Source organism: Rhodoplanes sp. Z2-YC6860 (genome assembly GCF_001579845.1).
Taxonomy (GTDB): Bacteria; Pseudomonadota; Alphaproteobacteria; order Rhizobiales; family Xanthobacteraceae; genus Z2-YC6860.
This window is the reverse complement of the sequence record NZ_CP007440.1, coordinates 4,590,142-4,614,598: the sequence shown is the minus strand read 5'-3', so window position 1 is coordinate 4,614,598 and position 24,457 is coordinate 4,590,142. Positions and strand designations below refer to the sequence as shown.

General features: G+C 65.0%; 20 protein-coding genes and 1 pseudogene. 5 read left to right on the top strand and 16 right to left on the bottom strand.

The genetic code is table 11. The features are described 5' to 3' along the window. Window positions 1–50: 50 nt before the first annotated feature. The 9 genes from RHPLAN_RS21430 to dusB all read right to left on the bottom strand — a co-directional run bounded on the left by RHPLAN_RS21430 (window position 51) and on the right by dusB (window position 11,754). Entirely contained in the window at window positions 51–1,397 is a 1,347-nt protein-coding gene (locus RHPLAN_RS21430) for an MFS transporter (protein ID WP_068021692.1), read from the bottom strand. An 87-nt stretch (window positions 1,398–1,484) separates the two neighbouring features. Then, on the bottom strand, window positions 1,485–2,855 hold the full coding sequence (gene hflX, locus RHPLAN_RS21425; protein WP_068021690.1) for a GTPase HflX: 1,371 nt from the start codon (window positions 2,853–2,855) through the stop codon (window positions 1,485–1,487). After that, window positions 2,856–3,113, bottom strand: coding sequence for an RNA chaperone Hfq (gene hfq, locus RHPLAN_RS21420; protein ID WP_068021688.1), 258 nt, complete (start codon window positions 3,111–3,113; stop codon window positions 2,856–2,858). It lies immediately after the preceding gene. A gap of 229 nt (window positions 3,114–3,342) precedes the next feature. Then, a complete protein-coding gene (locus tag RHPLAN_RS21415; RefSeq protein WP_068021687.1) occupies window positions 3,343–4,200 on the bottom strand; it encodes a D-amino-acid transaminase in 858 nt (285 codons plus the stop codon). A 46-nt stretch (window positions 4,201–4,246) separates the two neighbouring features. Further along, entirely contained in the window at window positions 4,247–5,617 is a 1,371-nt protein-coding gene (ntrX, locus tag RHPLAN_RS21410; RefSeq protein ID WP_068021685.1) for a nitrogen assimilation response regulator NtrX, read from the bottom strand. Between the two features lie 5 nt (window positions 5,618–5,622). Further along, window positions 5,623–7,917 (bottom strand): sensor histidine kinase NtrY-like, encoded by a 2,295-nt coding sequence (locus RHPLAN_RS21405; protein WP_084246591.1) that lies wholly within the window; start codon window positions 7,915–7,917, stop codon window positions 5,623–5,625. Between the two features lie 191 nt (window positions 7,918–8,108). Then, the gene (gene ntrC / locus RHPLAN_RS21400; protein ID WP_068021683.1) at window positions 8,109–9,548 is read right to left on the bottom strand and encodes a nitrogen regulation protein NR(I); all 1,440 of its coding nucleotides are present in this window, start codon (window positions 9,546–9,548) and stop codon (window positions 8,109–8,111) included. 47 nt (window positions 9,549–9,595) lie between these two features. Further along, window positions 9,596–10,735 (bottom strand): two-component system sensor histidine kinase NtrB, encoded by a 1,140-nt coding sequence (locus tag RHPLAN_RS21395; protein WP_068021681.1) that lies wholly within the window; start codon window positions 10,733–10,735, stop codon window positions 9,596–9,598. After that, the gene (gene dusB, locus RHPLAN_RS21390) at window positions 10,732–11,754 is read right to left on the bottom strand and encodes a tRNA dihydrouridine synthase DusB (RefSeq protein WP_068021679.1); all 1,023 of its coding nucleotides are present in this window, start codon (window positions 11,752–11,754) and stop codon (window positions 10,732–10,734) included. Before dusB ends, RHPLAN_RS21395 begins: the two co-directional genes overlap by 4 nt. 194 nt (window positions 11,755–11,948) lie before the next feature. Between dusB and RHPLAN_RS21385 the strand changes: the two genes are divergently transcribed. From RHPLAN_RS21385 to folE, 3 genes and pseudogenes are all read left to right on the top strand, one after another. Continuing rightward, on the top strand, window positions 11,949–13,124 hold the full coding sequence (locus RHPLAN_RS21385; protein WP_068021676.1) for a bifunctional 2-C-methyl-D-erythritol 4-phosphate cytidylyltransferase/2-C-methyl-D-erythritol 2,4-cyclodiphosphate synthase: 1,176 nt from the start codon (window positions 11,949–11,951) through the stop codon (window positions 13,122–13,124). 11 nt (window positions 13,125–13,135) lie between these two features. Further along, window positions 13,136–13,621: pseudogene (locus tag RHPLAN_RS21380) on the top strand (CinA family protein); the annotation flags it as partial. Between the two features lie 121 nt (window positions 13,622–13,742). After that, on the top strand, window positions 13,743–14,357 hold the full coding sequence (folE, locus tag RHPLAN_RS21375) for a GTP cyclohydrolase I FolE (protein ID WP_068031611.1): 615 nt from the start codon (window positions 13,743–13,745) through the stop codon (window positions 14,355–14,357). 4 nt (window positions 14,358–14,361) lie between these two features. Here folE and RHPLAN_RS21370 read toward each other — a convergent pair whose 3' ends face one another. After that, complete coding sequence (locus RHPLAN_RS21370; protein ID WP_068021672.1) at window positions 14,362–14,871, bottom strand: hypothetical protein; 510 nt, start codon at window positions 14,869–14,871, stop codon at window positions 14,362–14,364. Then, complete coding sequence (locus RHPLAN_RS21365; RefSeq protein WP_068021669.1) at window positions 14,871–16,757, bottom strand: thiamine pyrophosphate-binding protein; 1,887 nt, start codon at window positions 16,755–16,757, stop codon at window positions 14,871–14,873. Before RHPLAN_RS21365 ends, RHPLAN_RS21370 begins: the two co-directional genes overlap by 1 nt. Before the next feature lie 195 nt (window positions 16,758–16,952). Between RHPLAN_RS21365 and RHPLAN_RS21360 the strand changes: the two genes are divergently transcribed. Further along, entirely contained in the window at window positions 16,953–17,762 is an 810-nt protein-coding gene (locus RHPLAN_RS21360) for an N-acyl homoserine lactonase family protein (protein WP_068021667.1), read from the top strand. Between the two features lie 158 nt (window positions 17,763–17,920). Here the strand turns inward: RHPLAN_RS21360 and RHPLAN_RS21355 are convergent, their stop codons facing one another. Both RHPLAN_RS21355 and lipA read right to left on the bottom strand, forming a co-directional pair. Beyond that, window positions 17,921–18,382, bottom strand: coding sequence for a type II toxin-antitoxin system RatA family toxin (locus RHPLAN_RS21355; RefSeq protein ID WP_068021666.1), 462 nt, complete (start codon window positions 18,380–18,382; stop codon window positions 17,921–17,923). A gap of 21 nt (window positions 18,383–18,403) precedes the next feature. Then, window positions 18,404–19,345 (bottom strand): lipoyl synthase, encoded by a 942-nt coding sequence (gene lipA, locus RHPLAN_RS21350; RefSeq protein WP_068021664.1) that lies wholly within the window; start codon window positions 19,343–19,345, stop codon window positions 18,404–18,406. Between the two features lie 98 nt (window positions 19,346–19,443). Between lipA and RHPLAN_RS21345 the strand changes: the two genes are divergently transcribed. Continuing rightward, window positions 19,444–20,895: an AAA family ATPase gene (locus RHPLAN_RS21345; RefSeq protein WP_068021662.1), complete on the top strand. Its 1,452-nt coding sequence runs from the start codon at window positions 19,444–19,446 to the stop codon at window positions 20,893–20,895. A gap of 27 nt (window positions 20,896–20,922) precedes the next feature. Here the strand turns inward: RHPLAN_RS21345 and lpdA are convergent, their stop codons facing one another. The 3 genes from lpdA to RHPLAN_RS21330 are packed head-to-tail and all read right to left on the bottom strand — an operon-like array spanning window position 20,923 to window position 24,446. Beyond that, entirely contained in the window at window positions 20,923–22,341 is a 1,419-nt protein-coding gene (gene lpdA / locus RHPLAN_RS21340; RefSeq protein ID WP_068021660.1) for a dihydrolipoyl dehydrogenase, read from the bottom strand. A 32-nt stretch (window positions 22,342–22,373) separates the two neighbouring features. Then, a complete protein-coding gene (locus tag RHPLAN_RS21335) occupies window positions 22,374–23,045 on the bottom strand; it encodes a hypothetical protein (RefSeq protein WP_068021658.1) in 672 nt (223 codons plus the stop codon). Between the two features lie 33 nt (window positions 23,046–23,078). Further along, window positions 23,079–24,446 (bottom strand): pyruvate dehydrogenase complex dihydrolipoamide acetyltransferase, encoded by a 1,368-nt coding sequence (locus RHPLAN_RS21330; protein WP_068021656.1) that lies wholly within the window; start codon window positions 24,444–24,446, stop codon window positions 23,079–23,081. Window positions 24,447–24,457 lie beyond the last annotated feature (11 nt).

Genomic DNA, 24,457 nt, shown 5'->3' with positions numbered 1-24,457 from the left:
TCGCAAGCGCTGCGGCAACCAGTCCTGCTCGCGCGAGTGTTCGCACGGTGTCACGCCTTCGCAGCGACATCTTCCAGCGCCCGGGCGCGTGGTTCAACGCCCCAGGCGCCCACGACAACGATCTGAACAACCACCAATCCGATCATGAGCCAGACCACGCCCGGCAGGCCGTAATTGACCATCAGAAAACCGACCACAAAGGGCGACACCACGGTCGCTCCGCGGCCGAACGTGTTGCAAATGCCGTTGGCACGCAGCCTGATTTCGGTCGGAAACAGTTCGGGCGTGTAGACGCCGAACAGCATGGCGGTCTGCACATAGATCGCAACGATCAGGAAGAATCCGACGGTTAGCACCGTGGCCGCGTCGGACGCGGCATTCGAGCGTGCATACCAATACCCGAGCACGATGGTGACGATCGACGCGCCGATGATGCTGACGCGCCGGCCGATGGCGTCCGACGACCAGGCTCCGAGCGCGCAGCCGACCAGCGAGGCGATTGCCAGCACCATGGTGTAGGCGAGCGAATTGGTGATGGTCAGGCCCTGACGCAGGAAGAACTGCGGCAGGAAGATCACAAAACCGAAGATCAGCGTGTTGATCGTGATGAGCACCCAGGAGCCCACGATCATGCGCTGGAGCATGGGCGATCGCAGCATGTCCATGGCGCGGGCCTGCGGCGTCACAACGGCAGCGGCCGGTGCCGGCAGCGGGCCGGCGCTCCGCTCGACCTCTTGCTCGATCGTCGTCATCAGGGCATCGGCCTCGGCGGTTCGGCCTTGCGCTTCCAGCCAGCGCGGCGATTCCGGCAGGTTCTTGCGCAGGTACCAGACGATCAGCGAGCCAACGCCGGCGATCACGAACATCGGTCGCCAGCCCCAGGTCGGGATGATGAGATAGCCGAGGATCGCGGTGACCGGAAATCCGGCCACCGTGATGAACGCCATGAACGCGAGCCAGCGCCCGCGGGTCTTCGGCGGTACGAACTCGGTCATGGTCGAATAGCCGACCACGATTTCGGCCCCGAGCCCAAGCCCCTGGACGAAGCGGCAGATGATGAGCTGCGTCATGTCCTGCGCGAAGGCCGCGGCAAGCGAAGCGAGCCCGAACACCAGCAGGTTGATCTGGTAGGTGAATCGGCGCCCCATCTTGTCGCCGACAAAGCCGGTGATGAGCGAGCCGAGCGTCATGCCCACGAATGTGAGCGAGAGAAACTGCAGGTTCTGTGGCAGCGTCGAGAACTTGGTCTGGATCGTCGAGGCGAGCACGCCGCCAGCGACGTAGAGGTCGTAGCCGTCGAAGAACATGCCGGCGCCGACCAAAGCGAAGATGCGGGTGTGGAACGGCGAGATCGGCAGGCGATCCAGGCGCGCGCCGACATTCGCAGACGATGCCATGTGCAATTCCCCCCTCGCAGCCGGTCATGTGCCAGCTTTTGGGTGAACTGTAGACGGGAGCGACAGGGTGGCGCTACGGGGTGCCGGTCAGTGCATCTGAAATTTGGTCTTGACCGCACCAGCCTTGTCGGGATCGACCCGCACCGTCATCGCAAGCTTGCCGTCGTCGCTGAGCGATTTCTCCATCACCTCGGTGTGGCGATGCAGCCAGCTTACGCCGGCCCCGTCGGCCGGATCGAGAATGAGATCGAGCACGATGCGGCGCTGGGCGAGCCGCCGCTCGATCGCGGCGATCAGCGCCTCGGCGCCCTCCCCGGTAATGGCGGAGACCAGCACCGGCCGCTGGCCTGACGGCCTGCGCTCGGCGAGGTTCGCAAGCCGCGTGCGGCCGGCCTCGTCGAGACGGTCGACCTTGTTCCACACTTCGATCAGACGCTGCTCGTCGTTCGGATCGATGCCGAGCGCGCGCAACACCTCCTCGACATCGTGCGACTGTGCCTCGGTGTCCTCGTGCGAGACGTCGCGCACATGCAGGATCACGTCGGCCTCGATCACCTCTTCCAGCGTGGCGCGGAAGGCTGCCACCAGCATGGTCGGAAGGTCCGAGATGAAGCCCACGGTGTCGGACAGGATGATCTTCATGCCGCTCGGCAGCTCGACGGCGCGCAGCGTCGGGTCGAGCGTGGCGAACAGCATGTCGGCTTCGAGCACGGTCGCCCGAGTCAGCCTGTTGAACAATGTCGACTTGCCGGCATTGGTGTAGCCGACCAGCGCCGCGATCGGATACGGCACGCGGGCGCGGCTGGCGCGATGCAGCTTGCGTCGCTTCTTGACCTTCTCGAGCTCGTCCTCGATGCGGCGGACTCGTTCCTCGATGAGACGGCGGTCGGTCTCGATCTGGCTCTCGCCAGGACCGCCCAGGAAGCCGAAGCCGCCGCGCTGGCGTTCCAGGTGGGTCCAGGAGCGCACCAGCCGGCTTCTTTGATAGGTGAGGTGCGCGAGTTCGACCTGGAGTGCGCCCTCTTTCGTTCGCGCCCTTCGGCCGAAGATCTCCAGGATCAGCCCGGTGCGGTCGAGCACCTTGGCGTTCCAGGCCTTTTCCAGATTGCGCTGCTGCACGGGCGATAGCGCGCCGTCGACGATGACAATGCCGGCTTCCAGGCTCTTCACGAGGCCGGCAATCTCATCGACCTTGCCCTTGCCGATATAGGTCGCGGGCCTGATCTCGTTGAGCGCGACAATGCCGGACTGCGCCACATCAAGGTCGATGGCGAGCGCCAGTCCCACGGCTTCTTCGAGCCGTGCGGCAGGCGCGCGCTCACCCTGTTCGGCAACGCGTGCGGCGGCGCCGCGCGTGGGCGGGCGCCGCAGATAGGGACCGATGACAATCGCACGGCCCGTGGCTGAACCTGTCGGGGTCAGCCCGTCGGCTTGCGTGTCGCGGCGGCGCGGCTCCAACTAGGCCTTGTCCCCTAACGGTTCCTCGGCACCTTCGAACAACTGGATCGGATGTCCCGGCATGATCGTCGATATGGCGTGCTTGTACACCAATTGCGAGTGACCATCCCGCCGCAGCAGGACGCAGAAGTTATCGAACCACGTTACGACGCCCTGCAGTTTGACGCCGTTGACCAGGAAAATCGTAAGTGGGACTTTGCTTTTGCGTACGTGATTGAGAAATGTGTCTTGAAGATTTTGTGCTCGGTCGGCTGCCATGCCGTTGGTCCATTTATTTTTTGCTCGCGACCCCCTCAGCCACGAGACGTTTGTTTACAAGTCACTGGGGCCCAACGCGTTATAGGCCATAGGACTTGGGGCCTCTGTAGTAGCCTTTGTATTAGATGGCACGAATTGTTGCAGCGCAAGCACAACTTCATGGCGTATTTGCAAAAAATACGTGTGATTCCAGCACCGTTTTACTTGCGGATGTACCGAATGGCCGGCGTCAGCCCACCTCGGCGTGACGATAATAGTCCTTTCGGAGGGCCGTGGAGAGGAGCCCCGGCGCCCCATTACCGACCGGCCGGCCGTCAATCTTGATCACCGGCATGACAGTCTGGCTGGCCGAGGTGATGAAGGCCTCTTTGGCCTGATAGGCCTCGTCCATCGTGAACGGCCGCACGTCGAGCTTGAACCCCTGGGCCGCGATGATGTCGAGCACAACGGTGCGGGTGATCCCTTTCAGGATGCCCTGGTCGACATGTCGTGTGACCACGGTGTTGTTCTTCGTCACGATCCAGGCGTTCGACGACGAGCCCTCGGTGACGAAGCCCTGCTTGTCGACAAACCAGGCCTCGCGGGCGCCGTGCTCGCGCGCCGTCTGCTTGGCGAGCACGTTGGGGAGCAGCGACACGGATTTGATGTCGACGCGCTCCCAGCGGTTCTCTGGCACAGAGATCACCGCGACGCCTTCGGTCGCAAGCTTCTCGGCATTGGCCTGATCGAGATTGCGCGCTGTGACGACGATGCTGGGCCTGGTGCCGGCCGGCGGGAAGGCATGATCGCGCCGCGACACGCCGCGGGTTATCTGCAAATAAACAATACCCCAGCGCACGCGATTGCGCCGAACCACTTCGCGCATGATGACGCCGAGCGATTCCGTTGCCATCGGCATGACGATGCGAAGCTCCGACAGCGAGCGCCCAAGCCGCTCGATATGCCGTCGCTCGTCGATCAGCCGGCCGCCCTTGACCTCGCAGACCTCGTAGACTCCGTCGGAGAATTGATAGCCGCGGTCCTCGATGTTCACGCTGGCATAAGCGAGCGGAAGATAGCGGCCGTTGACGTAGGCGATCCGCGACATGGTTTTCCCTTGAACGAATTTGCGCTCGCGCTAGCCGATACCCAAACTAACCGATGCCCAATGCCTTGAGCTTGCGATGCAGCGCCGAGCGCTCCATGCCGACGAATTCGGCTGTGCGGGAGATGTTGCCACCGAAGCGGTTGATCTGGGCCATCAGATATTCGCGCTCGAACAGCTCGCGCGCTTCGCGCAGCGGCAGGCCCATCAGCTGCTCGCCGCCCTGGCCGTTCGGCATCCCCGGCACCATGGAGCCCACGTCCTGCGGCAGCATGCTGGCGCTGATGGTGGCCTCCGGATCGCCGCCGGCGAGGATCATCAACCGCTCGACGTTGTTGCGGAGCTGCCGGACGTTGCCTGGCCAGTCGTGGGACTGCAGCACCGCCATGGCGTCGCCGCCGATCTTTCGCTGCGGCAGGCCGGTGGACTGCGAGATCTGCTCCATGAAATAAGTCACGAGTTCGGGAATGTCTTCGCGCCGCTCGGCGAGCGGAGGCACGCGGATCGGCACCACCGACAGCCGGTGGTAGAGGTCCTCGCGGAAATGACCGGCCGCAATCTCGGCCTCGATGTTGCGGCTGGTCGAGGACACGATGCGGACGTCGACCGCGACCTTGGTCGAGCCGCCGACGCGCTGGAAGGTCTGATCGACCAGAACGCGCAGGATCTTGTTCTGGGTGTCGCGCGGCATATCGGCGATTTCGTCGATGAACAGCGTGCCGCCATGGGCCTCTTCCAGCGCGCCGACCTTGCGCTGCTGGCTGCCGTTGCTCTGCTCGACGCCGAACAGCTCGATCTCCATGCGCTCCGGCGTGATCGCCGCGGCATTGATCACCACAAACGGCCCACCTGCCCGCGATGACAGCGAGTGCAGATGCCGCGCCGCGAGCTCCTTGCCGGCGCCGGATGGGCCGACGATCATGATCCGGCTGTTGGTCGGTGCGATCTTCTCGACGGCCTGGCGGAGTTGGTTGATGGCAGGCGAGCGGCCGACCATGCCGGTCGTCTGCGGCGCGATGGCCTTGAGCTCCCTCACCTCGCGCTTCAGCCGCGAGGTTTCGAGCGCCCGGTCGGCAACCAGCACCAGACGATCGGCCTTGAACGGCTTCTCGATGAAGTCGTAGGCGCCGCGCTTGATGGCCGCGACCGCGGTCTCGATGTTGCCGTGGCCCGAGATCATCACCACCGGAAGTTCGGGATGAATCTCCTTGACCGAATCGAGCAATTGCAGCCCGTCGAGGCGGCTCCCTTGCAGCCAGATGTCGAGGAACACGAGGTTCGGCCTGCGGCTCTTGATTTCGTTCAAGGCCGAGTCGCTGTCGCGCGCCGTGCGCGTGCCGTAGCCCTCGTCCTGGAGCAGGCCCGCGACGAGTTCGCAAATGTCAGCCTCGTCATCGACGATGAGAATATCAGACGCCATAGGACCTATCGCTCGCTGGTAACTTTGGCTTTATCGAGGTGAGAAGCGTCGCTATCGGCCTTCGCCGCATCGATCGACGGGGCGGCAGCCTCGGTCTCCGCTTTGAACTTCAACCGCATCCAGGCGCCGCGCTCACCGGGGAATTTATCGGACGCATCGCGCAACTCGATGCCGCCGCCATGATCCTCGAGAATGCGGCCGACAATGGCGAGACCAAGGCCGGTGCCCTTCTCGCGGGTGGTGACGTAAGGCTCGAGCAGCCGGTTGCGGTTTTCCTTCGGGAGGCCGATGCCGTTGTCGATCACATCGATGGTGACGTCGGTGTCCTCGCGGCTGGCAATGACGCGGATATGGCCGCGTCCGCGGTCGCTCTGCGGCACCGCCGCGATCGCTTCGCTGGCATTCTTGATGATGTTGGTCAGGCCTTGCGAGATCAATCGCCGGTCGAAGCGCGCCTTCATCGGATCTTCGGTGAGCTCGAGATCGATGTCGATGTCGGCATGGCCGACCCGCATCAGGAAGACCACCTGGCGCACCGTGTCGGCGATGTCCTCGGGCTCCATCACGGCCTTGGGCATGCGGGCGAACTTCGAGAACTCGTCGACCATGCGCTTGATGTCGTCGACCTGGCGCACGATGGTGTCGGTGCACTGGATGAACACCGCCGGATCCTCGGTGATCGACTTGCCGTATTTTCTGCGCAGCCGCTCGGCGGAGAGCTGGATGGGCGTCAGCGGGTTCTTGATCTCGTGGGCGATGCGGCGGGCGATGTCGGCCCAGGCCGAGCTTCGCTGCGCGATCACGAGTTCGGTGATGTCATCGAGCGTGACCACATAGCCGTGCAGCGCGTCGGGCGATTGCTCCGTGGTGACGCGCACCGACAGGTTGCGCTCGCGGTTCTGCCGGTTCAGCGTCACTTGCCCCTGCACCAGGCGCTGCAAACCAAGCTGCGCATTGGTGAGAAGCTCGGTCAGCTCCGGAACCACATCGACCAAGGAATGGCCGATGGCGTCGGCCTCGAGCCGGTCGATCAGCTTTTCGGCCGAGCGATTGAGCAGGCTGATCCGCCCCTCGCCGTCGACGCCAATCACGCCGGCGCTGGCGCCGGCCAGCACCGCTTCGGTGAAGCGCCGCCGCTGATCCATGACGTCGCGCGCGCGCACAATGTCGTCGCGCTGGGTGCGTAGCTCGTAGGTCATCCGGTTGAAGGTCTCGCCGAGATTGGCGAGGTCGCCCTCCGACCGCTGCACCGGCACCTGGACATGGAGATTGCCGGTCGAGACGAGGTTCGCGGCGCCGATCAGGCGCCGGATCGGAGCCACCAGCTGGTTGGCGAAATTGAGCCCGAGCCAGGCGGCCGATAAAAGGATCGCAAGCGCGATCACGGTGTACATCAGCCCGAAGGCGAGCTGCACGCCGAAGCGCCGCTCCTGGATGTTGGCGAAGTCGCTGACGGTGGCCTGGGTCTCACGGAGCTGCGACACGACTCGCGGGTCGAGGGGGCGCAGGATGCTGAGGTAGGCGTTGTCGTAGCCGTGCAGCTTGATCACCGCGGCGACCGCGTTGACGTTCAGCAGCATGCCGATCTGCGGATCGCTTTCAGTGACGGTGCTGAGCCCCGGCGCGTCGGGCAGCGGGATCGGCTGATCTGAGCTGATCTCGGCCCGCTCGATGACCGAGGTGTCCTTGTTGATGATCACCGCGGCGGTGAGGCCCCGCACCCGCGCCTGCGCCGAGAAGAACTGCTTGAACCGCTCGCGCTCGCTGTCGAACAGGGGCTTGGCCCGCGACACATCGAATGACATCGCCATGATGTCGCCGCGGATCATCTGAGCGTGCTCTTGCAGATAGGCGTCGGCGACGACCAGCGAATTCTCGATGATCGCTTTGGTCCGGGTGGAGAACAGCCGGTCGAGGCCGCGGTCGAGGGTGACGCTGGCAACGAGCGCCACCAGCATGGCGGGCACGGCGGCAATCACGGCAAACAGCGCGACGATCCGAATATGCAGGCGTGCTGCGGCACGGCCCCGCCGCCTCGCCTGCACGACCATCCAGACCTCGCGGCCGATGATGCCGAGCAGCAGGAACACGGTCAGCGCGTTGGCCAGCAGAAGCGTGACCACGACGGAATGGGTCGGTGCGATCGGGGTCAGATCGGCCAGCACCACGAAGGTGGTGAACGCCGACAGCATGGCCAGCCCCGCTGCCACCGGACCCAGAACCCGCATGGCGAGGTTCTCTTGTCCAGGAGCGGCCAATTCGGCAGACGTGGTGCTGTCTACGCTGGCGATACTTGTCATCATGCCCCGTCAGCCCCGGCAGGGGCCGTCTGTCCCAACGCATCAGGCCACAACCCCGCCCCCGGCCGGCTGGATAGGCCGACTGATGCGTTGATGCAACACCATGTTGCTCGATTGAGACATTTTGCGGGCGCTTCACGCGCCCGCAAAGAAAGCTTGGTGACAATTCGGTGACAGCCGGTGGCCGCTGGCTAACCGCTGGTGCGGATCACCTGGATGTCCAGGTCCCGGATCTTCTTGCGAAGCGTGTTGCGGTTGAGGCCCAGGAGATCCGCGGCCCGGATCTGGTTGCCCCGGGTGGCCGCGAGCGCCGCCGACAACAGAGGATACTCGATCTCTCGCAGGATGCGGTGATAGAGGCCGGGCGGCGGCAGGCTGTTCTCGAAGCCTGCAAAGTACCGGGTCAGATTGCGTTCGACCGCGGCGGAGAGCGCGTCCTCGGTCGCAGGCTTGTCGGCCGAGACCGCGACGGGCTGGGACAGCTCGGCATCGATCACCGCCGAGGTGATGGTCTCCTGCGGATAGAGCGCCGCGAGCCTGCGCGCGAGGTTCTCCAACTCGCGCACATTGCCGGGCCAGCGGTAGCGCTTCATCCGTTCGAGCGCCGCCTGGTCGATCTGCTTCTGCGGCAGGCCCTCGCGCTCGGCGAGCGTGAAGAAGTGCCGGATCAGGTCGGGAATGTCCTCGACGCGCTCGCGCAGCGGCGGTAGCCGCAGCGGCACGACGTTGAGCCGGAAGAACAGGTCTTCGCGGAACAGGCCCTGTTGAATGAGCTGACGCAGGTCCTTGTTGGTCGCGGCGATGATGCGCACGTCGCTCTTGATCGGCGTGCGGCCGCCGACAGTGGTGTATTCGCCCTGCTGCAGCACGCGCAGGAGCCGCGTCTGCGCCTCCATCGGCATGTCGCCGATCTCGTCGAGGAACAGCGTGCCGCCTTCGGCTTGCTCGAAACGGCCGGACGACCTGGTGTTGGCGCCGGTGAAGGCGCCCTTCTCGTGGCCGAACAACTCGGACTCGATCAGGTCGCGCGGGATCGCCGCCATGTTGATGGCAACGAACTGGCCGCTGCGCCGCTTGCCGTAATCGTGCAGCGCGCGCGCCACGAGCTCCTTGCCGGTGCCGGACTCGCCCGAGATCATCACCGTGAGATCGGTCTGCATCAGGCGTGCGACCAGACGGTAGATCTCCTGCATCGCGGCCGAGCGGCCGACCAGCGGGATCGAGTCCATGTCCTCGGGCTTGGCAGCGTCGGTGGGCTTTTCCTTCGGCTCCGACAGCGCGCGGCCGACGATCGAGATCAATTCCTTCAGGTCGAAGGGCTTGGGCAGATACTCGTAGGCGCCGCGCTCGGAGGCGCGGATCGCGGTCATGAAGGTGTTCTGCGCGCTCATGATGAGCACGGGCAGATTGGGTCTGAGCTTCTTGATCCGCGGCAACAGATCGAAGGCGTTTTCGTCCGGCATCACCACATCGGTGATGACCAGATCGCCCTCGCCCTGGCTGACCCACCGCCACAGAGTGGCGGCGTTGCCGGTCGACCGCACTTCGTAACCTGCGCGCGATAGCGCTTGGTTGAGCACAGTCCTTATCGCCGCATCGTCGTCGGCGACCAGAATGCTTCCCGCTGGCATGGAATCCTCTTGAGCCCTGTTTGGGTCCTCTCTCGAGTCCTTTGGTCCTAAGCGGGTGAAGGCCCGGCGCCGTCACCAGTGAACATCGGCATCAGCACGCGGAACACCGTGTGCTTCTGCTGCGATTCGCATTCGATGATGCCGCCGTGATCGCCGACGATCTTGGCAACGAGCGCGAGGCCGAGCCCCGAGCCGGTCGGTTTGGTCGTCACGAACGGATCGAACAGATGCGGCATCAGGTCTTCGGGCACGCCCGGCCCGTTGTCCTTGATGCAGAATTCCAGCGGCAATGAAACCCGAGATTTCGAGCCGGGCAGCGACAGCCGCACGCCCGGGCGGAACGCCGTGGTGATCTGGATCTCGCCATCGGCCGGGCTCTCTCCGATCGACTCGGCGGCGTTTTTCACCAGATTGAGGAACACCTGGACCAGCTGGTCGCGGTTGGCGAACACCGACGGCAGCGAAGGATCGTAGATTTCGACGAACTTGATGTGACGCCCGAAGCCCGACTGTGCCAGGCGTTTGACGTGCTCCAGCACGACATGGATGTTCACCGGCTCGCGCTCGACCGGGCGCTCGTCGGAGAACACCTCCATGCGGTCGACGAGCTTCACGATGCGGTCGGCCTCGTCGCAGATGAGACGCGTCAGCGTGCGGTCGTCGTCGTCGGCCGATTGTTCAAGGAGCTGCGCCGCACCGCGGATGCCGGACAGCGGATTCTTGATCTCGTGAGCAAGCATCGCGGCGAGCGCACTCACCGAGCGCGCCGCACCCCGATGGGTGAGCTGACGGTCCATCTTGTCCGCGATGGTGCGCTCCTGGAGCATCACCACCACATGGTCGGGCCGCTCCGGAAGCGGCGCGACGTGAAGGTCCACCAAACGGTCGCCGGGATTGCGCGGCGTCGAAAGGTCCACCTTGTATTCGTTGACGGCCGCGCCGCGGTCGCGCACCTGCTCGACCAGCGCCAGCAACGGACTGCCGAACGGCACCAGATCGCGCAGTTGCTGCCGGCGAAGGAGCGCCACCGAGGCCTCGAAAAAGCTCTCAGCCGCGACATTGGCGTCAGCGATCTTGCCGTCAGCAGCGACCGTGATCACGGGCAGCGGCAGTGCATTGAGCACCGCATCGGCAGAGCGCTGCTGGTGGGTGACGCTGCTGGTCGTGCGCATGCTGGCTTCGCTCATGCGGGGGCTCCACAGGCGAATGCGTCGTAGGCTTCGGCGAGCCGCGTGCGGGCTTCGGCCGGCGTCTCGCTGGTCAGCACCGTGCCGCGCCAGCGTTTCAGCGTGTCGAACGCAACGCCGGCCGAGGCTGCGGCCGCGTCCAGCGCCCAGCCGAGATGCTTGCGGGCATGCTTGAGCCCGATGCGCAGCCCGTGATGGTCGAGCATTTCGTCATAGAGGGCTGCGACGAGTTTGAACTGCTGCGTGAGCGGCGGAGCCGTCTCCTTGTGACCGGTCTCGATATAGCGCGCGATCTGACCCGGAAGCCACGGCCGGCCCTGCGCGGCGCGTCCGACCATCACGGCATCGGCGCCGGACGCCCGCAATGCCTCGTCCGCATGGACGAAGCCGCGGATATCGCCGTTGACCACCAGCGGGATCGAGATCGCGTCCTTGACGGCGCGGATCGCATCCCAATTGGCCTTGCCGGTGTAGAACTGGCATCGCGTGCGGCCATGAACGGTGATCAGCCGGATGCCGGCGTTCTGCGCGCGGCGCGCCAATTCCGGCGCGTTGATCGACCTGTCGTCCCAGCCGAGCCGCATCTTCAGCGTCACCGGAAGCGCCACCGCGCCGACGGTTGCTTCGATCAAGGTCAGTGCATGATCGAGATCGCGCATCAGCGCCGATCCCGACTGCTTGTTGGCGACGTGCTTCGCCGGACAACCCATGTTGATGTCGATGATGTCGGCGCCCGCGCCTTCGGCGATCCTGGCGCCCTCAGCCATCCAGTGCGGCTCGCAGCCGGCGAGCTGCACCACATGCGTGCCGACGCCCTGCCCTTCGATGCGCAGCACAGCGTTGCGATCCCCCTCGATCAGCGCATCGCTCGCCGTCATCTCGGAGACCACGAGACCCGCGCCGAGTTCGGAGACGAGACGGCGGAACGGCGCGTCGGTGACGCCGGACATTGGCGCAAGTACGACGCGATTCTGCACCGCAACATTGCCGATGCAGAAGCCGCCGGTGGCCCAGTCCAAATCCCGTCTGTGGTTTGTCGCGCTCACGTCTTGCCTATGTATTAGGCGGAACCAATCGTGCATATAGTTTAATCAATTCGCGGAGCAGCGCAAGTGCTGCATTGCACCATAAACACCGCCAGTGGAAATCCTTTTGTGGATGCGGCGAACGCGGTAAAGCCTGCACCGAAACCGTGATTTTGCTGGGATTTTCGATGGAGCCTTCTGTTGCCGCCGTGGTGGTCGCTGCCGGACGCGGAGTCCGCGCCGGTGGCAGTTTACCCAAACAATACCGGCAGTTAGCCGGCGAGCCTGTGATCCGTTCGAGCCTGTCCCTGCTGTCCTGGCACGGACAGGTCGGCGCTGTGCAGAGCGTTATCCACCCGGACGACCGGACCTACTACGACGCTGCGGCAGTTGGCCTCAAACTGCTGCCACCCGTGGCAGGAGGTGCCTCCAGGCAGGCCTCAGTGCTCGCCGGCCTTGAAGCGTTGAGCACGAGTGCGCCAGACATCGTGCTGATCCACGACGCGGCGCGGCCGTTCTGTTCAGCAGAACTTGTGTCGCGCGCGATCACCGCTTGTGCCGAAACCGGCGCTGCGATCCCCGCGCTCGAAGTCACCGACACGATCAAGCGCGTCGATGCCCAAGGCCGCGTCACCGGCACGGTCGACAGAAGCGAGCTTCGCTCGGTGCAGACGCCGCAAGCCTTCAACTTCGCAGCACTGCTCGAGGCGCATCGCAAGGCCGCCAGGGATGGCCGTCAGGATTTCACTGACGATGCGGCGCTGTTCGAATGGGCCGGTCACAAGGTTACGGTATTTGCGGGAGAAAGCGGCAACGTGAAGCTCACCACCGACGAGGACTTCGCCAAGGCCGAGGCGCGTCGCATCGCAAGTCTCGCCGATCTGAGGCTCGGCAACGGCTACGACGTGCATGCCTTTTGCGAAGGCGATCACGTGTGGCTTGGCGGGCTTCGCATTCCGCACGACCAGGGCGTCACCGGCCATTCCGACGCCGACGTGGCGCTCCATGCGATCGTCGACGCGATTCTCGGCGCGATCGCCGACGGCGACATCGGCAAGCACTTTCCGCCCAGCGATCCGCGCTGGCGGGGTGCCTCGTCCGACCAGTTCCTGAAGTTTGCGGTGGAGCGCGTGACCAAGCGCGGCGGCAAGGTGGCTCACATCGACGTCACCATCGTCTGCGAAGCGCCCAAGATCGGGCCGCATCGCGACGCGATGCGAAAGCGCATTGCCGATATCGCCGAGATCGCGGTGGATCGCGTTGCGGTCAAAGCCACGACCAGCGAGGAAATGGGCTTTGTCGGCCGCCGCGAAGGCATCGTGGCGATGGCGACCGCGACGGTCCGCCTGCCCTGGTCCTGGTAGCGGGCGCGCCGATGGCGGATCGCGAGACGCTAGCCGCCGCAACCGTCCTGCTCGATCTGTGCAAGGCAAAGAAGCTGACGGTGGCGACAGCCGAGTCCTGCACCGGCGGGCTCGTGGCCGGCGCGCTCACGGAGATCGCCGGCTCATCGGCGGTGGTCGACCGCGGCTTCGTCACCTACACCAACGAAGCGAAAGAGCAGATGCTCGGCGTGCCGGCGGAGACGCTGCGCGCGCACGGCGCGGTGAGCCGCGAGACCGCCGAGGCCATGGCCAAAGGCGCGCTCAAGCATTCGCCCGCCGATCTAGCCGTGGCCATCACCGGCATCGCCGGCCCGGGCGGCGGCACGGCCGAGAAACCGGTGGGCCTCGTGCATTTCGCGGCGGCAGCGCGCGATGGCCGCCTCACCCACCGCGAGCGGCGCTTCGGCGATCTCGGCCGCAGCGAAGTGCGCAGGCTGTCGGTGCTGCAGGCGCTGGCGATGCTCACCGGGCTCGCCGGCGAGCGCTGACCGATCGACAGTCCGCCCGCAGCGATCGTCGTCCCGGCGGGAACCTTCAAAGACAGCAGCGAATTGAGAGAAAGCTGTCCCGTAAGGTTGTCCTGGAGTGTCCGGCATCATGGCGAAATCGGCTCGTGCTCGCTCGCTTCAAAAGCCGTCACGGTCGGAAGCCGAAGACGCCGTCCGGGTGCTGCTCCGCTGGGCCGGCGACGATCCGCGTCGCGAGGGGCTCGCCGGCACGCCGGGCCGCGTGGCCCGTGCGTTTGAAGAATGGTTCTCAGGCTACCAGCAGGATCCGCGTCAGTACCTCAGCAGGACCTTTGAGGAGGTCGCCGGCTACGATGAAATCGTTGCGTTGCGCGACATTCCGTTCGAGTCCCACTGCGAGCACCATCTGGCCCCGATCATCGGCAAGGCGCATATCGCCTATTTGCCCCGCCGGCGCGTGGTGGGCATTTCGAAACTTGCGCGATTGGTCGATGTGTACGCCAAGCGACTTCAAATCCAGGAGAAGATGACCGCGGAAATCGCAGCCTGTCTGGATAAGGTTCTACAGCCGATGGGCGTCGCGGTGGTGATCGAAGGCACACACCAATGCATGACCACCCGCGGCGTTCACAAGCCGGGCGTCTCGATGGTGACCAGCCGCATGCTCGGCGTTTTCAGAGACCAGCCGGAAACGCGGCAGGAGTTCCTCGCCTCGCTGCATTTGCGAGAGCGGACGTCAATCTGACCGCTCAGTCGCTGCCATAGTTCGCCGCGAGATAGCCCGAGATCGCGCTGGCCTCGTCCGGCGCCGAAAGTCCGAACCGATCGAACATGTTGGCGACGACGCCGGGCCAGTCGCGCTTTGAGCGCTTGGCCGCGGTGACGCGCTCGAGGTCGTGGCAGAGCGTGCAGCGCGTTTCGACCAGCTCCTTGCCGGCGCCCGCCGGAAGCGTGACCGGCTTTGCGGGTGGCAGCGACTGTCCCGGGCCGAAGTTGGTGTTGAGATATGCGAGCACGGTTTCGACGTCGCGTGGCGGAAGCTGCGCGCCGCGGAGCACCATATTGTAGACATGGCGCTTCCATCCGTTCGGCCCATCACGCATGCCGACGAGCGGCGTCAGCGCATGGCATTGCGTGCAGGCGACCGCGACGATGTCGCGGCCATCGCCGGCCGGCAGCGCTGGCGCGTTCTGCGCTCGCGCGGACGTCGCAACCGCAGACGCGGCAAAGACGGCTGCCAAAAGCACGATACGCCGCATCAGACTTTCCTCGTGCGCTTGTCGGCCACGGAGTATGGCGGATGCCACGTCGACACCGCGCCGATGCCGTCGCGATACGTGTGGATATCGAGGAGATACGGCCTGCCCTCCGCGACTGCGCGCCTGCCGCGCGCGACCGCGTCCTTGAGCGCGCCGGGCTCTTTCACGACCTCGCCGTCAACGCCGAACGCTTGCGCCGACTTGGCGTAGTCGATGTCCGGATTGCCGAGATAGCAGGTCATGTCGCGTCCGGTCTGGAACTGGCGGCCGCCATAGTGCCAGATGCGGTTGCGCTCGTTGTTGTAGCTGTGGTTGTTCAGCACGATGTTGAGCACCGGCGCCTTGTAACGCGCCTGACTCCACAACGGCTGCGGACCGCTGAAGCAGAAACTGCCGTCGCCCACGATGGAAATCACTGGCAGATCGGGCCTGGCGAGCTTGACGCCGAAGGCCGCAGCCATGCCCCAGCCGAGAATGCTCGGGCTCGTGCCGATGTACTGCTTGTCGTCGCCGCCGAACGACATCAGCGGGTCCATGGTCTTGCCGGAGTCGACGTCGCAGACATAACAGGTGTCGCGCTCGAGCGTGCCTTCGAGCTCAAGCGCAAGGCGCTCCAGGCTCACCGGATTGCGGTCGGCATTCTCACGCGCGATCTTCTGGCGCAGCTCCCACATCTCGCTGCTGTATGCGCGGGCGCGCGCAGTGCGCTCCTCGGCGATCTCTTTGCGCCGGGTCTCGGTCGTCATGCTGCGGACCGCATCGGCGATGTCGGCCGCCGCGAGCTTCAGATCGGCCACCATGCCGAGATCGACCGGCGCGGAGCGCGCCAGACTTGTCGGATCGAGCCGGATCGAGATCAGCATCGTGCCGGGCGCGCTGCGCTCGCCGTGGCGGTTGCCGAGATTGAGCAGCACGTCGGGCTTGCCGGGATAGCGCATGTCGCGCAGATGCGGCCCGATATAGAGCGGATGCCGTGTCGGGAACGGCCGCGACCAGTAGCCCAGCGGGCCGTATTGGCCGGCGACCGGAATTCCGAGCAGTTCGGCGAGCGCGACGACCTCCTTGCCGGCGCGGCACCAGGTCAGTTCGTCGCCGATGCTGATCATCGGATTCTTGGCTTCGATCAGCGCGCGGGCCGCCTTCTCGACCGACTCCTTGTCGGGGCGGATGCGCATCGGCACATCGAACTTCGCATGATCCCAGATGCCGGCGGTGGCCTGCTCGCGCAGCACGTTGGTCGGCAGCGAGAGGAACACCGGGCCGCAGGGCGGCGTCGACGCGAACTTCATGCCGCGCCGGACGGTCGCCGGGATCGACGCGGTGGTCAGCGCCTGCCAATACCACTTGGTGATCGGCTGCGTCATCGTCTCGGAGTGGTCGGAGTCCTGGAACATGTCGCCGCCGAGCCCGTCCTGCTCGACCGAGGCGACGGCGACCAGCAGCGGGATCTGATCCTTCCAGCTGTTGATCATCTGCGTCATGGCATTGGGCAGACCGATGTTGGCGACGATGACGACGCCGGTCTTGCCCGAGGCGCGCGCATAGCCGTCGGCCATGGCGATCACGGCGCCTTCGTGAATGCCCTTGATGAGCTGGATGCCGGGCTCATCGACCAGCGCATCGAAGATCGGGTAATCGCCGGTCGATGGATTGAAAAAGATATATTCGACGCCGGCGGCCTTGAGCTGCTGTATGAACAGCGCGCCGCCGGTGCCGCGCATCTCGCGCACCGCTGCGGGCGGTGCAGTCGCCGCCTGTCCGAACGGCGCAAGCGACTGCGCCATGGATTTCACCGCCACGCTGCTCATGCCGAGCGCGCTCAAGCCGGTCATCAGCTTGCGGCGCGACAGGCCGTCATCAAGATATTGCTTGATCAGCTCTTTCATCGGACGTCCTCCCCAGCTCCGGCTCTTTGGCCGGATGTCGGTAGGGCCGAGGCTAGCATCTGCCTGGACTTGGCGAAATGGCGAGACAGGGGAATTACGCGGCCTCTCCGGTGTGTGTATTCTGCGCGCCGCTACGGTTTCTGCATCGCGCAAATTCGAAGCGCGCGTCCGTCAAATTTTATTGGGAGGACTTCAATGCGTCGGATACTGACCCTGCTCGCCGCCTGCGCCGGCACTCTCACCCTTGCAGCGTCTGCCCAAGCGGCGGACATGTCGCTCGGCCGCCTCGACTGCGGTACGCCGCAGGCGCCGATCGCCGTCAATCAGCGGTTCTCGGACACCTATGCGTTTCCTGATCTGAAGCTTCAGTTCGTCTACAGCTGCTATATCGTGAAGCACGGCGACGAATACCTGCTGTGGGACACCGGCCATGCCATGACCACGCCGAACGTGGCGCCGAAGGTGAGCATTGTCGACCAGCTGGCCAAGATCAACGTCACGCCCGACCAGATCAAGTATGTCGGCATCAGCCACTACCACGGCGATCACACCGGACAGGTGGCGTCGTTCCCAAAGGCGACGTTGCTGATTGGCGCGAGAGAATGGGAAGCGATCACGGCGCCGAAGCCTGCCGAAGGCGTGAACTTCAAACCGTTCGAGAGCTGGATCAAGGGCGACAGCAAGGTCGAGCCGCAGACGCTCGACAAGGACGTGTTCGGCGATGGCTCGGTGATCGTGCTGCGCACGCCGGGTCACACGCCCGGTCATCAGGCCCTGCTGGTGAAGCTCGCCTCGGGTAATATCATTCTCAGCGGCGATGCCGTGCACTTCCGCGAGAACCTGGATACGGACGGCGCGCCGGCGTTCAACTACGATCGCGCCCAGACCGTGGCCTCGGTCGAGCGCCTCAAGAAGATCGCCGCGAATTTGAAGGCGCAGATCATCATCCAGCACGACGCCCGCGACATCGACAAGCTGCCGGTGTTGCCGGAGATGAAGAAGTAACTGCGCCGGGGCTCCAGCTCCCTCCCCGCCTCATCCTGAGGAGCGGTGCGTAGCACCGCGTCTCGAAGGATGGGGCGGCCCCATGGTTCGAGACGCTTGCCGGTGCTTCGCTCCGGCAAGCTCCTCACCATGAGGCCGGGAGAGAGTGAGCCTCGCGCTCAGGCGATCTTGCGCCCGTACACCTTGTCGGCGCGCTGCTCGAAGGCGCTCGCAAAGCGGCGGAACGCCACGTCGAACATGCCGCCCATCAGGACGCCAAGCATGCGGCTCTTGAATTCGTAGTCGATGTAGAACTCGACATCGCAGGCGGCTTCGCCCGCAGGCACGAACGACCAATGGTTCTGCATCCGGCTGAACGGACCCTGCAGATACTCCACCAGGATCTTCAGCTTGGGCCGTTCCAGCGTGACGCGGCTCCTGAATGTCTCGCGGATCAGCTTGAACGACACGGTCATGTCGGCGACGATCACCTCCACGCCCTCGCCATTCGGTGTCCGCTGCCGCACTTTCAGGCCGCTGCACATCGGCACGAATTCCGGATAGTGCTCGACGTCGGCCACCAGGTCGAACATGTCGGAGGCCGAATGGCGAACGCGCCGCTTGGTCGAAAATGTCGGCATGCGGCTGTCAGCTGTGCGGGCTCATGCGCCGCGCGCGGCCTTGAGGCGGGCGAAATCCTCGCCGGCGTGATGCGACGAACGCGTGAGCGGCGACGCTGCGACCATCAGGAAGCCCTTGGCGTAAGCGACCGTCTCGAGTTGCTTGAACTCCTCGGGCGGCATGAAGCGCATCACCGGATGGTGTTTCCGGGTCGGCTGCAGGTACTGGCCGATGGTGAGGAAGTCGACGCCGGCCGAGCGCAGATCATCCATCACCTGGAGAATCTCGTTCCGCTCCTCACCCAGGCCGACCATGATGCCGGACTTGGTGAACATCTTCGGATCAAGCTCTTTGACCCGCTGCAGAAGCCGCAATGAAGCGAAATAGCGCGCGCCGGGCCGGACCGTCAGATAAAGCGACGGCACGGTTTCGAGATTGTGGTTGAACACGTCGGGCCTGGCCGCGACCACGGGCTCCAGGGCGTCGTCCTTGCGGAGAAAGTCCGGCGTCAGGATTTCGATCGTGGTGCTCGGGCATCGGGCGCGGATCGCGGTGATGGTCTCGGCGAAATGCGCTGCGCCGCCGTCCGGCAGGTCATCGCGGTCGACCGAGGTGATCACCACGTGATGGAGCCCGAGCTTGGCGGTGGCTTCCGCCACATGCACCGGCTCATGCGGGTCGAGCGCGCCGGGCAATCCGGTCTTGACGTTGCAGAAGGCGCAGGCCCGCGTGCAGGTGTCGCCCATGATCATGAAGGTGGCGTGCTTCTTGTCCCAGCACTCGCCGATGTTGGGGCAGCCGGCCTCCTCGCAGACCGTGTGCAGGCCGTTCTCGCGGACGATGGCGCTGGTCGAAAGGTACCCCTTGGACACCGGCGCCTTGACGCGAATCCAGTCCGGCTTGCGCTGCACGGCGCTGTCCGGCCGGTGCGCCTTTTCAGGGTGGCGGGGACGCCCCGCGGTATGGTCGAGCACGACGGTCATCTGACCCGATACTTACGAACCCCAAGCCCCTGCCGCAACTGCTTATCCCGGATGGCACATTTGGCGCGGAATCAGGCGATTTCAGCTAAGCTGCACCCATGACAGGACAACCGTTAAAACCGCTTGAACTCGCACGTTTGATGCTCTGCGGGCCGTTCTACATCATGCTGGGCCTGATGACGGTCGAGGCCTCGCTGCACGCGGTGACGACGTTCCTGGTCATCGAGGCCGGCCGCGACGTGGCCCGGGGGCATTTCGTCATCGGCGATCTCCTGACGATTCTGGCCTCGGAATCGGCCGCCTACATCGTCGGTGCGTCGAGCTGGATTTTCGCCGAGCGCACCGGCTTTCTGGCCTACGGCCGCTATGTGCTGCGCTTTGCCCGCGACAACCGCGAGAAGACCAAGCTGCTGGGCGACAAGGACGCCCGCGAGCGGGTCGAGCCGTTCCTGACCGGCGAGACCTTCTACGTCTATTTCCATCTGCTCTATGAGATCGAGGGTGACCTGCGCATTCTTCTGGCGCTCATTCTCAATGCCATCGTTCTCGGCACGCAGATCGACGCGACGCTGCCGCTCGCCTATGCGGCGGTGCTCGTGGTGCTGTTTTCGATGCAGTGGTCCATGCGCAAGCGGGTGTCCGAGGCCTATCTGGAAAATCAGCGCACGACCAACCGGATGACGGCGCAGGGCTATACCGCCTGGGACAACGTCTTCACCGGCAACCGCTACAATCTCAGGCTCTGGCTCGACGGCTTCAAGACCAAGCTTCGCGGCGGTCTCGACGCGCAGATCAAGGCGGTCGTCACCAAGGAGGGCTTGAGCGCCGCAAGCGGCATCGTGGGGCTCGCGATCGTCTTTGCCGCCATGGCGATGATCGCCTACCGGGATGTCGGCAATCTCGAGGTCATGATCGCGCTCGCCGCGACCTTGCCGCGGCAGATCGAAATGACCAAGGACGTGCACACCTTCACGTCGGGCTGGAACGATCTGCTGGCGCAGTGGGCCCGCCTCACCGGCGTGACCGAGAGCTTCCATCCGCAGCCCGATCCGGACTTCGACAACCGCGTCAAGATCGAAAAATTGACGCTCCGCGAAGGCGGCAACGCCGTTACGGTCGCGAAGCTCGACGATGCCATGAGCCTCGTGCTGTCGCATCCCACCGGGCGGATCAACGTGCGCGGGCCGAACGGCGCCGGCAAGTCGACGCTGCTCACGAGCCTCAAATCGGCAGTGAAGAACCGTGCCTATTATTGGCCCACGGCGGACCGGCTGTCCTTTGCGTTCGCGCAAGGCGAGGACGAGGTCGAGACCGACGAGGACGGCGATCCGCTGCCGCAGAGCGACGCGAAGCGGCCTGGATTCTCCTCGGGCGAGCGGCAGCTCCGCGCCCTGCAGGAAATCGTGCGGTTTACCGACGCGCCGATCTATCTGCTCGACGAATGGGACGCCAATCTCGACCCCAACAATCGAGCGGCGGCCGACGCGCTGGTGGAGGAACTCGCCCGGCGAGCGCGCGTGGTGGAAATTTCGCACCGCGACCGGACCTGACGAGCGCGGCGCTGGATCGCGCCGACGTCACATGTTCAGCACGCGGCCGTAAGCGTCGAGCACAGACTCCTTCATCATCTCCGACAAGGTCGGATGCGGGAACACCGTGTGCATCAGCTCTTCCTCTGTAGTCTCGAGGTTCATCGCGACCACGAAGCCCTGGATGAGCTCGGTCACTTCGGCACCGACCATGTGCGCGCCCAGGAGCTGCCCGGTCTTCTTGTCGAAGATGGTCTTGACCATGCCCTGGTCCTCGCCGAGCGCCACGGCCTTGCCGTTGCCGATGAAGGGGAAATGGCCGACGCGGATGTCGTATTTCTTGTCTTTCGCGGCTTGCTCGGTGAGGCCCACCGACGCGACCTGCGGATGGCAATAGGTGCAGCCCGGGATCATCAGCTTGTCCATCGGATGCGGGTGCAAGCCCTTGATGGCTTCGACGCAGATCACGCCCTCATGCTCGGCCTTGTGGGCGAGCATCGGCGGGCCGGCGACGTCGCCGATCGCGTAAATTCCTGGCACGTTGGTCTTGCAGACACCGTCGATCGCAATCGTCCCGCGCTCGATCTTCACGCCGAGCTTTTCCAGGCCGAGGTTCTCGACATTGCCGACCACGCCCACGGCGGAGATCACGCGGTCGACCGTCATTTTCTGCGTGCCGCCCTTGCCGTCGTCGATGGTGGCGGTGACGCTGTCGGCGCCCTTGTCGAGCTTGGTCACCTTGGCGCCGGTGAGGATCTTGATGCCCTGCTTCTCGAACGACTTCCGGGCGAAGGCCGCGATCTCGGCATCTTCCACCGGCAGGATCTGCGGCAGCACCTCGACCACGGTCACCTCGGCGCCGAGTGTGCGGTAGAACGACGCGAACTCGATGCCGATGGCGCCTGAGCCTACGACCAGAAGCGACTTCGGCATCTTGTCCGGGTTCATTGCCTCAAAATAGGTCCAGACCAGCTTCTTGTCGGGCTCGAGCCCCGGCAGCACGCGTGGCCTCGCGCCGGTCGCGATGATGATGTGCTTGGCGGTATAAGTGCCCGGGCCGAGCGCGTCCTTCGGCGCCGGCGTCTTGCTGGCCTTCACGGTGACCTTGCCGGGCGCGTCGATGGTGGCATCGCCCCAGATCACCGGCACCTTGTTCTTCTTCATCAGGAAGGCGACGCCCGTGCCCATGCGGCCAGCGACGCCGCGAGAGCGCTTCACCACCGCAGCGGGATCGAAGCTGACATTGTCGGCGGACAGGCCATAGTCCTTGGCGTGCTTCATGTAGTGGAAGATTTCGGCCGAGCGCAGCAGCGCCTTGGTCGGGATGCAGCCCCAGTTCAGGCAGATGCCGCCGAGATAGTCGCGCTCGATGATCGCAGTCTTGAAGCCAAGCTGCGCCGCGCGGATGGCCGTGACATAGCCCCCCGGACCTGAACCGATGATGATGATGTCGAAGGCGTCTGCCACGTCAGTCTCCGTTTTTCTTCAGGTCCGTATGATCAAGCTCTGTGGGCGCCTGCTTGCAGGCCCGCGGCCGGCGGCGTGAACGGCCCGCGCCGGCGCACGAGGCGGCCCCTGATATAGTATTCGACGCCCGCCATCACAGCCAATGTGGCGACCGTCCCGGCCGTCACGGAGGCCATGAAAGCCCACATCATGTCGGTCCGCTTGAAGCTTGCCAGCACGAAGGTGAGGCCCAAAGGACTGAGCAGAGCAAAGGCGGCGATGACGGTGGTGACCCAGGGCCAGCGGGTGAGATCGTCCTCGCCCGTGACTTGCAGATAGCGCCGCCGCACAAGCCCCCATTGCACCAGAATGGCGAGCAGCGCGGGGACCGCGAGCTCGAACGCGATCGAGGCTTCCTCCTCGCCGACCGTGAACGGATTCGTCGAGAAGTTGGCGATCCAGCCGACCAGCCCCGGTGCCGCGACAGCGGCGACAACGAGCAACGCCAGCAGAACCGCGACCCAGTTCAGCGCCCTGGCCTGCTTCAAGTTTGTGTAACCGACCGCAAAGACCGCACCGGACAGCATCGTGAAGGCCGCGACCACGGCCAGCACCACCACGAACTCGTCGTTGGCGCCAAAAAAGTCGCCGAGCGACAGCGCGGCGAGCTCTGCCACGATCAGGGAGGTCAGAAAGATCCCAAGGAAGGCGAAAGCCGCGGCCATGGGACGCTCCGAAACGGCGCGCGGCGCCGCCTGTTAGACCGCCATCATCAGCGGGTTTTCGATCAGCGTCTTGAACGCGCCGATCAGCTCCGCGCCGAGCGCGCCGTCGACCGCACGATGATCGCAGGACAACGTCACGCTCATGATGTGCGCGGCTTCGATCTTGCCGTTCTTGACGATCGCACGCTCCTCGCCAGTACCGACCGCGAGGATCGTGGCGTGCGGCGGGTTGATCACCGCGGTGAAGTCCTTGATGCCGTACATGCCGAGGTTCGACACCGCCGTGGTGCCGCCCTGGTATTCGTGTGGCTTGAGCTTGCGCGCCCGGGCGCGCGCGGCGAAATCCTTCATCTCGCCGGAGATGGTGGAGAGCGATTTGCTCTCGGCATTGCGGATGATCGGGGTGATCAGGCCGCCCGGCATTGCGACGGCGACGCCGACGTCGGAATGCTTGTGCTTGAGCATGCCGCTGTCGGTCCAGCTCACGTTGGCGTCAGGCACGCGCTGCAACGCCACCGCCAGCGCCTTGATGACGAAGTCGTTGACCGAAAGCTTGTAGGCGGGCTTGCCGTCCTTGTCCTTGTGAGCAGCCGCGTTGATCTCCTCGCGGGCGGCCAGAAGCTTGCCGATGTTGCAGTCGATCGTCAGGTAGAAATGCGGAATGGTCTGTGTCGACTGCGTCAATCTCTGAGCAATGGTGCGGCGCATGCCGTCATGCGGCACGACCTCGTAACTGCCCTCCTCGAACAGCGCGCGGACCTGCTGGTCCGACATCGTCGGTGCGACGGACGGAGCGGCTGCCGGCGCTGGCGCGGCGGCGGGCGCACCGGCGGCGGGCTTGAGCCCCTGGCCCGACTTCGCCGCGTCGATATCGCGGGCGATGACGCGGCCGTGCGGGCCTGAGCCCGCGATACGCGAAACGTCGATACCGGCGTCCTTGGCGAGCCGCTTCGCGAGCGGCGAAGCGAACACGCGGCCGCCGCTCGGCTGTGCGGCCGGCTGCGGTGCAGGGGCTGCCGGCGCGGCGGCGGGTGCAGCCGCGGGCTTCGGCGCTTCGGCTTTGGCCGGTGCCGGAGCCTGGGCGGCAGGAGCCGCGGCCTGCGGCTTCGGTGCAGGTGCTGCCGAGCCGGCGCTTGCGGCGGCGGCCTTGGGATCTTCGCCCTCGCCGGCCAGCACGGCGATGACCTGATTGACCGGCACGTCGGCGGTGCCATCCGGCACCACGATCTTAGCGATCGTGCCCTCGTCGACCGCCTCGACCTCCATGGTGGCCTTGTCGGTCTCGATCTCGGCGATGATGTCGCCGGACTTGACCTTCTCACCTTCGCGCTTGAGCCACTTGGCGAGGTTGCCCTTCTCCATCGTCGGAGACAGCGCCGGCATGAGGATGTTGATCGGCATGGCGTCCCGCC

What these genes read in the sequence shown, in the direction of transcription:
- RHPLAN_RS21335 (WP_068021658.1), bottom strand. Translation starts at nt 23,045, where the DNA reads ATGGCCGCGGCTTTCGCCTTCCTTGGGATCTTTCTGACCTCCCTGATC.
- RHPLAN_RS21330 (WP_068021656.1), bottom strand. Translation starts at nt 24,446, where the DNA reads ATGCCGATCAACATCCTCATGCCGGCGCTGTCTCCGACGATGGAGAAG.
- RHPLAN_RS21415 (WP_068021687.1), bottom strand. Translation starts at nt 4,200, where the DNA reads ATGTCGCGGATCGCCTACGTCAACGGCCGCTATCTTCCGCTCGCTTAT.
- RHPLAN_RS21355 (WP_068021666.1), bottom strand. Translation starts at nt 18,382, where the DNA reads ATGCCGACATTTTCGACCAAGCGGCGCGTTCGCCATTCGGCCTCCGAC.
- RHPLAN_RS21430 (WP_068021692.1), bottom strand. Translation starts at nt 1,397, where the DNA reads ATGGCATCGTCTGCGAATGTCGGCGCGCGCCTGGATCGCCTGCCGATC.
- RHPLAN_RS21405 (WP_084246591.1), bottom strand. Translation starts at nt 7,917, where the DNA reads ATGACAAGTATCGCCAGCGTAGACAGCACCACGTCTGCCGAATTGGCC.
- hfq (WP_068021688.1), bottom strand. Translation starts at nt 3,113, where the DNA reads ATGGCAGCCGACCGAGCACAAAATCTTCAAGACACATTTCTCAATCAC.
- RHPLAN_RS21370 (WP_068021672.1), bottom strand. Translation starts at nt 14,871, where the DNA reads ATGCGGCGTATCGTGCTTTTGGCAGCCGTCTTTGCCGCGTCTGCGGTT.
- RHPLAN_RS21360 (WP_068021667.1), top strand. Translation starts at nt 16,953, where the DNA reads ATGCGTCGGATACTGACCCTGCTCGCCGCCTGCGCCGGCACTCTCACC.
- RHPLAN_RS21365 (WP_068021669.1), bottom strand. Translation starts at nt 16,757, where the DNA reads ATGAAAGAGCTGATCAAGCAATATCTTGATGACGGCCTGTCGCGCCGC.
- folE (WP_068031611.1), top strand. Translation starts at nt 13,743, where the DNA reads ATGGCGAAATCGGCTCGTGCTCGCTCGCTTCAAAAGCCGTCACGGTCG.
- RHPLAN_RS21345 (WP_068021662.1), top strand. Translation starts at nt 19,444, where the DNA reads ATGACAGGACAACCGTTAAAACCGCTTGAACTCGCACGTTTGATGCTC.
- RHPLAN_RS21385 (WP_068021676.1), top strand. Translation starts at nt 11,949, where the DNA reads ATGGAGCCTTCTGTTGCCGCCGTGGTGGTCGCTGCCGGACGCGGAGTC.
- ntrC (WP_068021683.1), bottom strand. Translation starts at nt 9,548, where the DNA reads ATGCCAGCGGGAAGCATTCTGGTCGCCGACGACGATGCGGCGATAAGG.
- RHPLAN_RS21395 (WP_068021681.1), bottom strand. Translation starts at nt 10,735, where the DNA reads ATGAGCGAAGCCAGCATGCGCACGACCAGCAGCGTCACCCACCAGCAG.
- lipA (WP_068021664.1), bottom strand. Translation starts at nt 19,345, where the DNA reads ATGACCGTCGTGCTCGACCATACCGCGGGGCGTCCCCGCCACCCTGAA.
- ntrX (WP_068021685.1), bottom strand. Translation starts at nt 5,617, where the DNA reads ATGGCGTCTGATATTCTCATCGTCGATGACGAGGCTGACATTTGCGAA.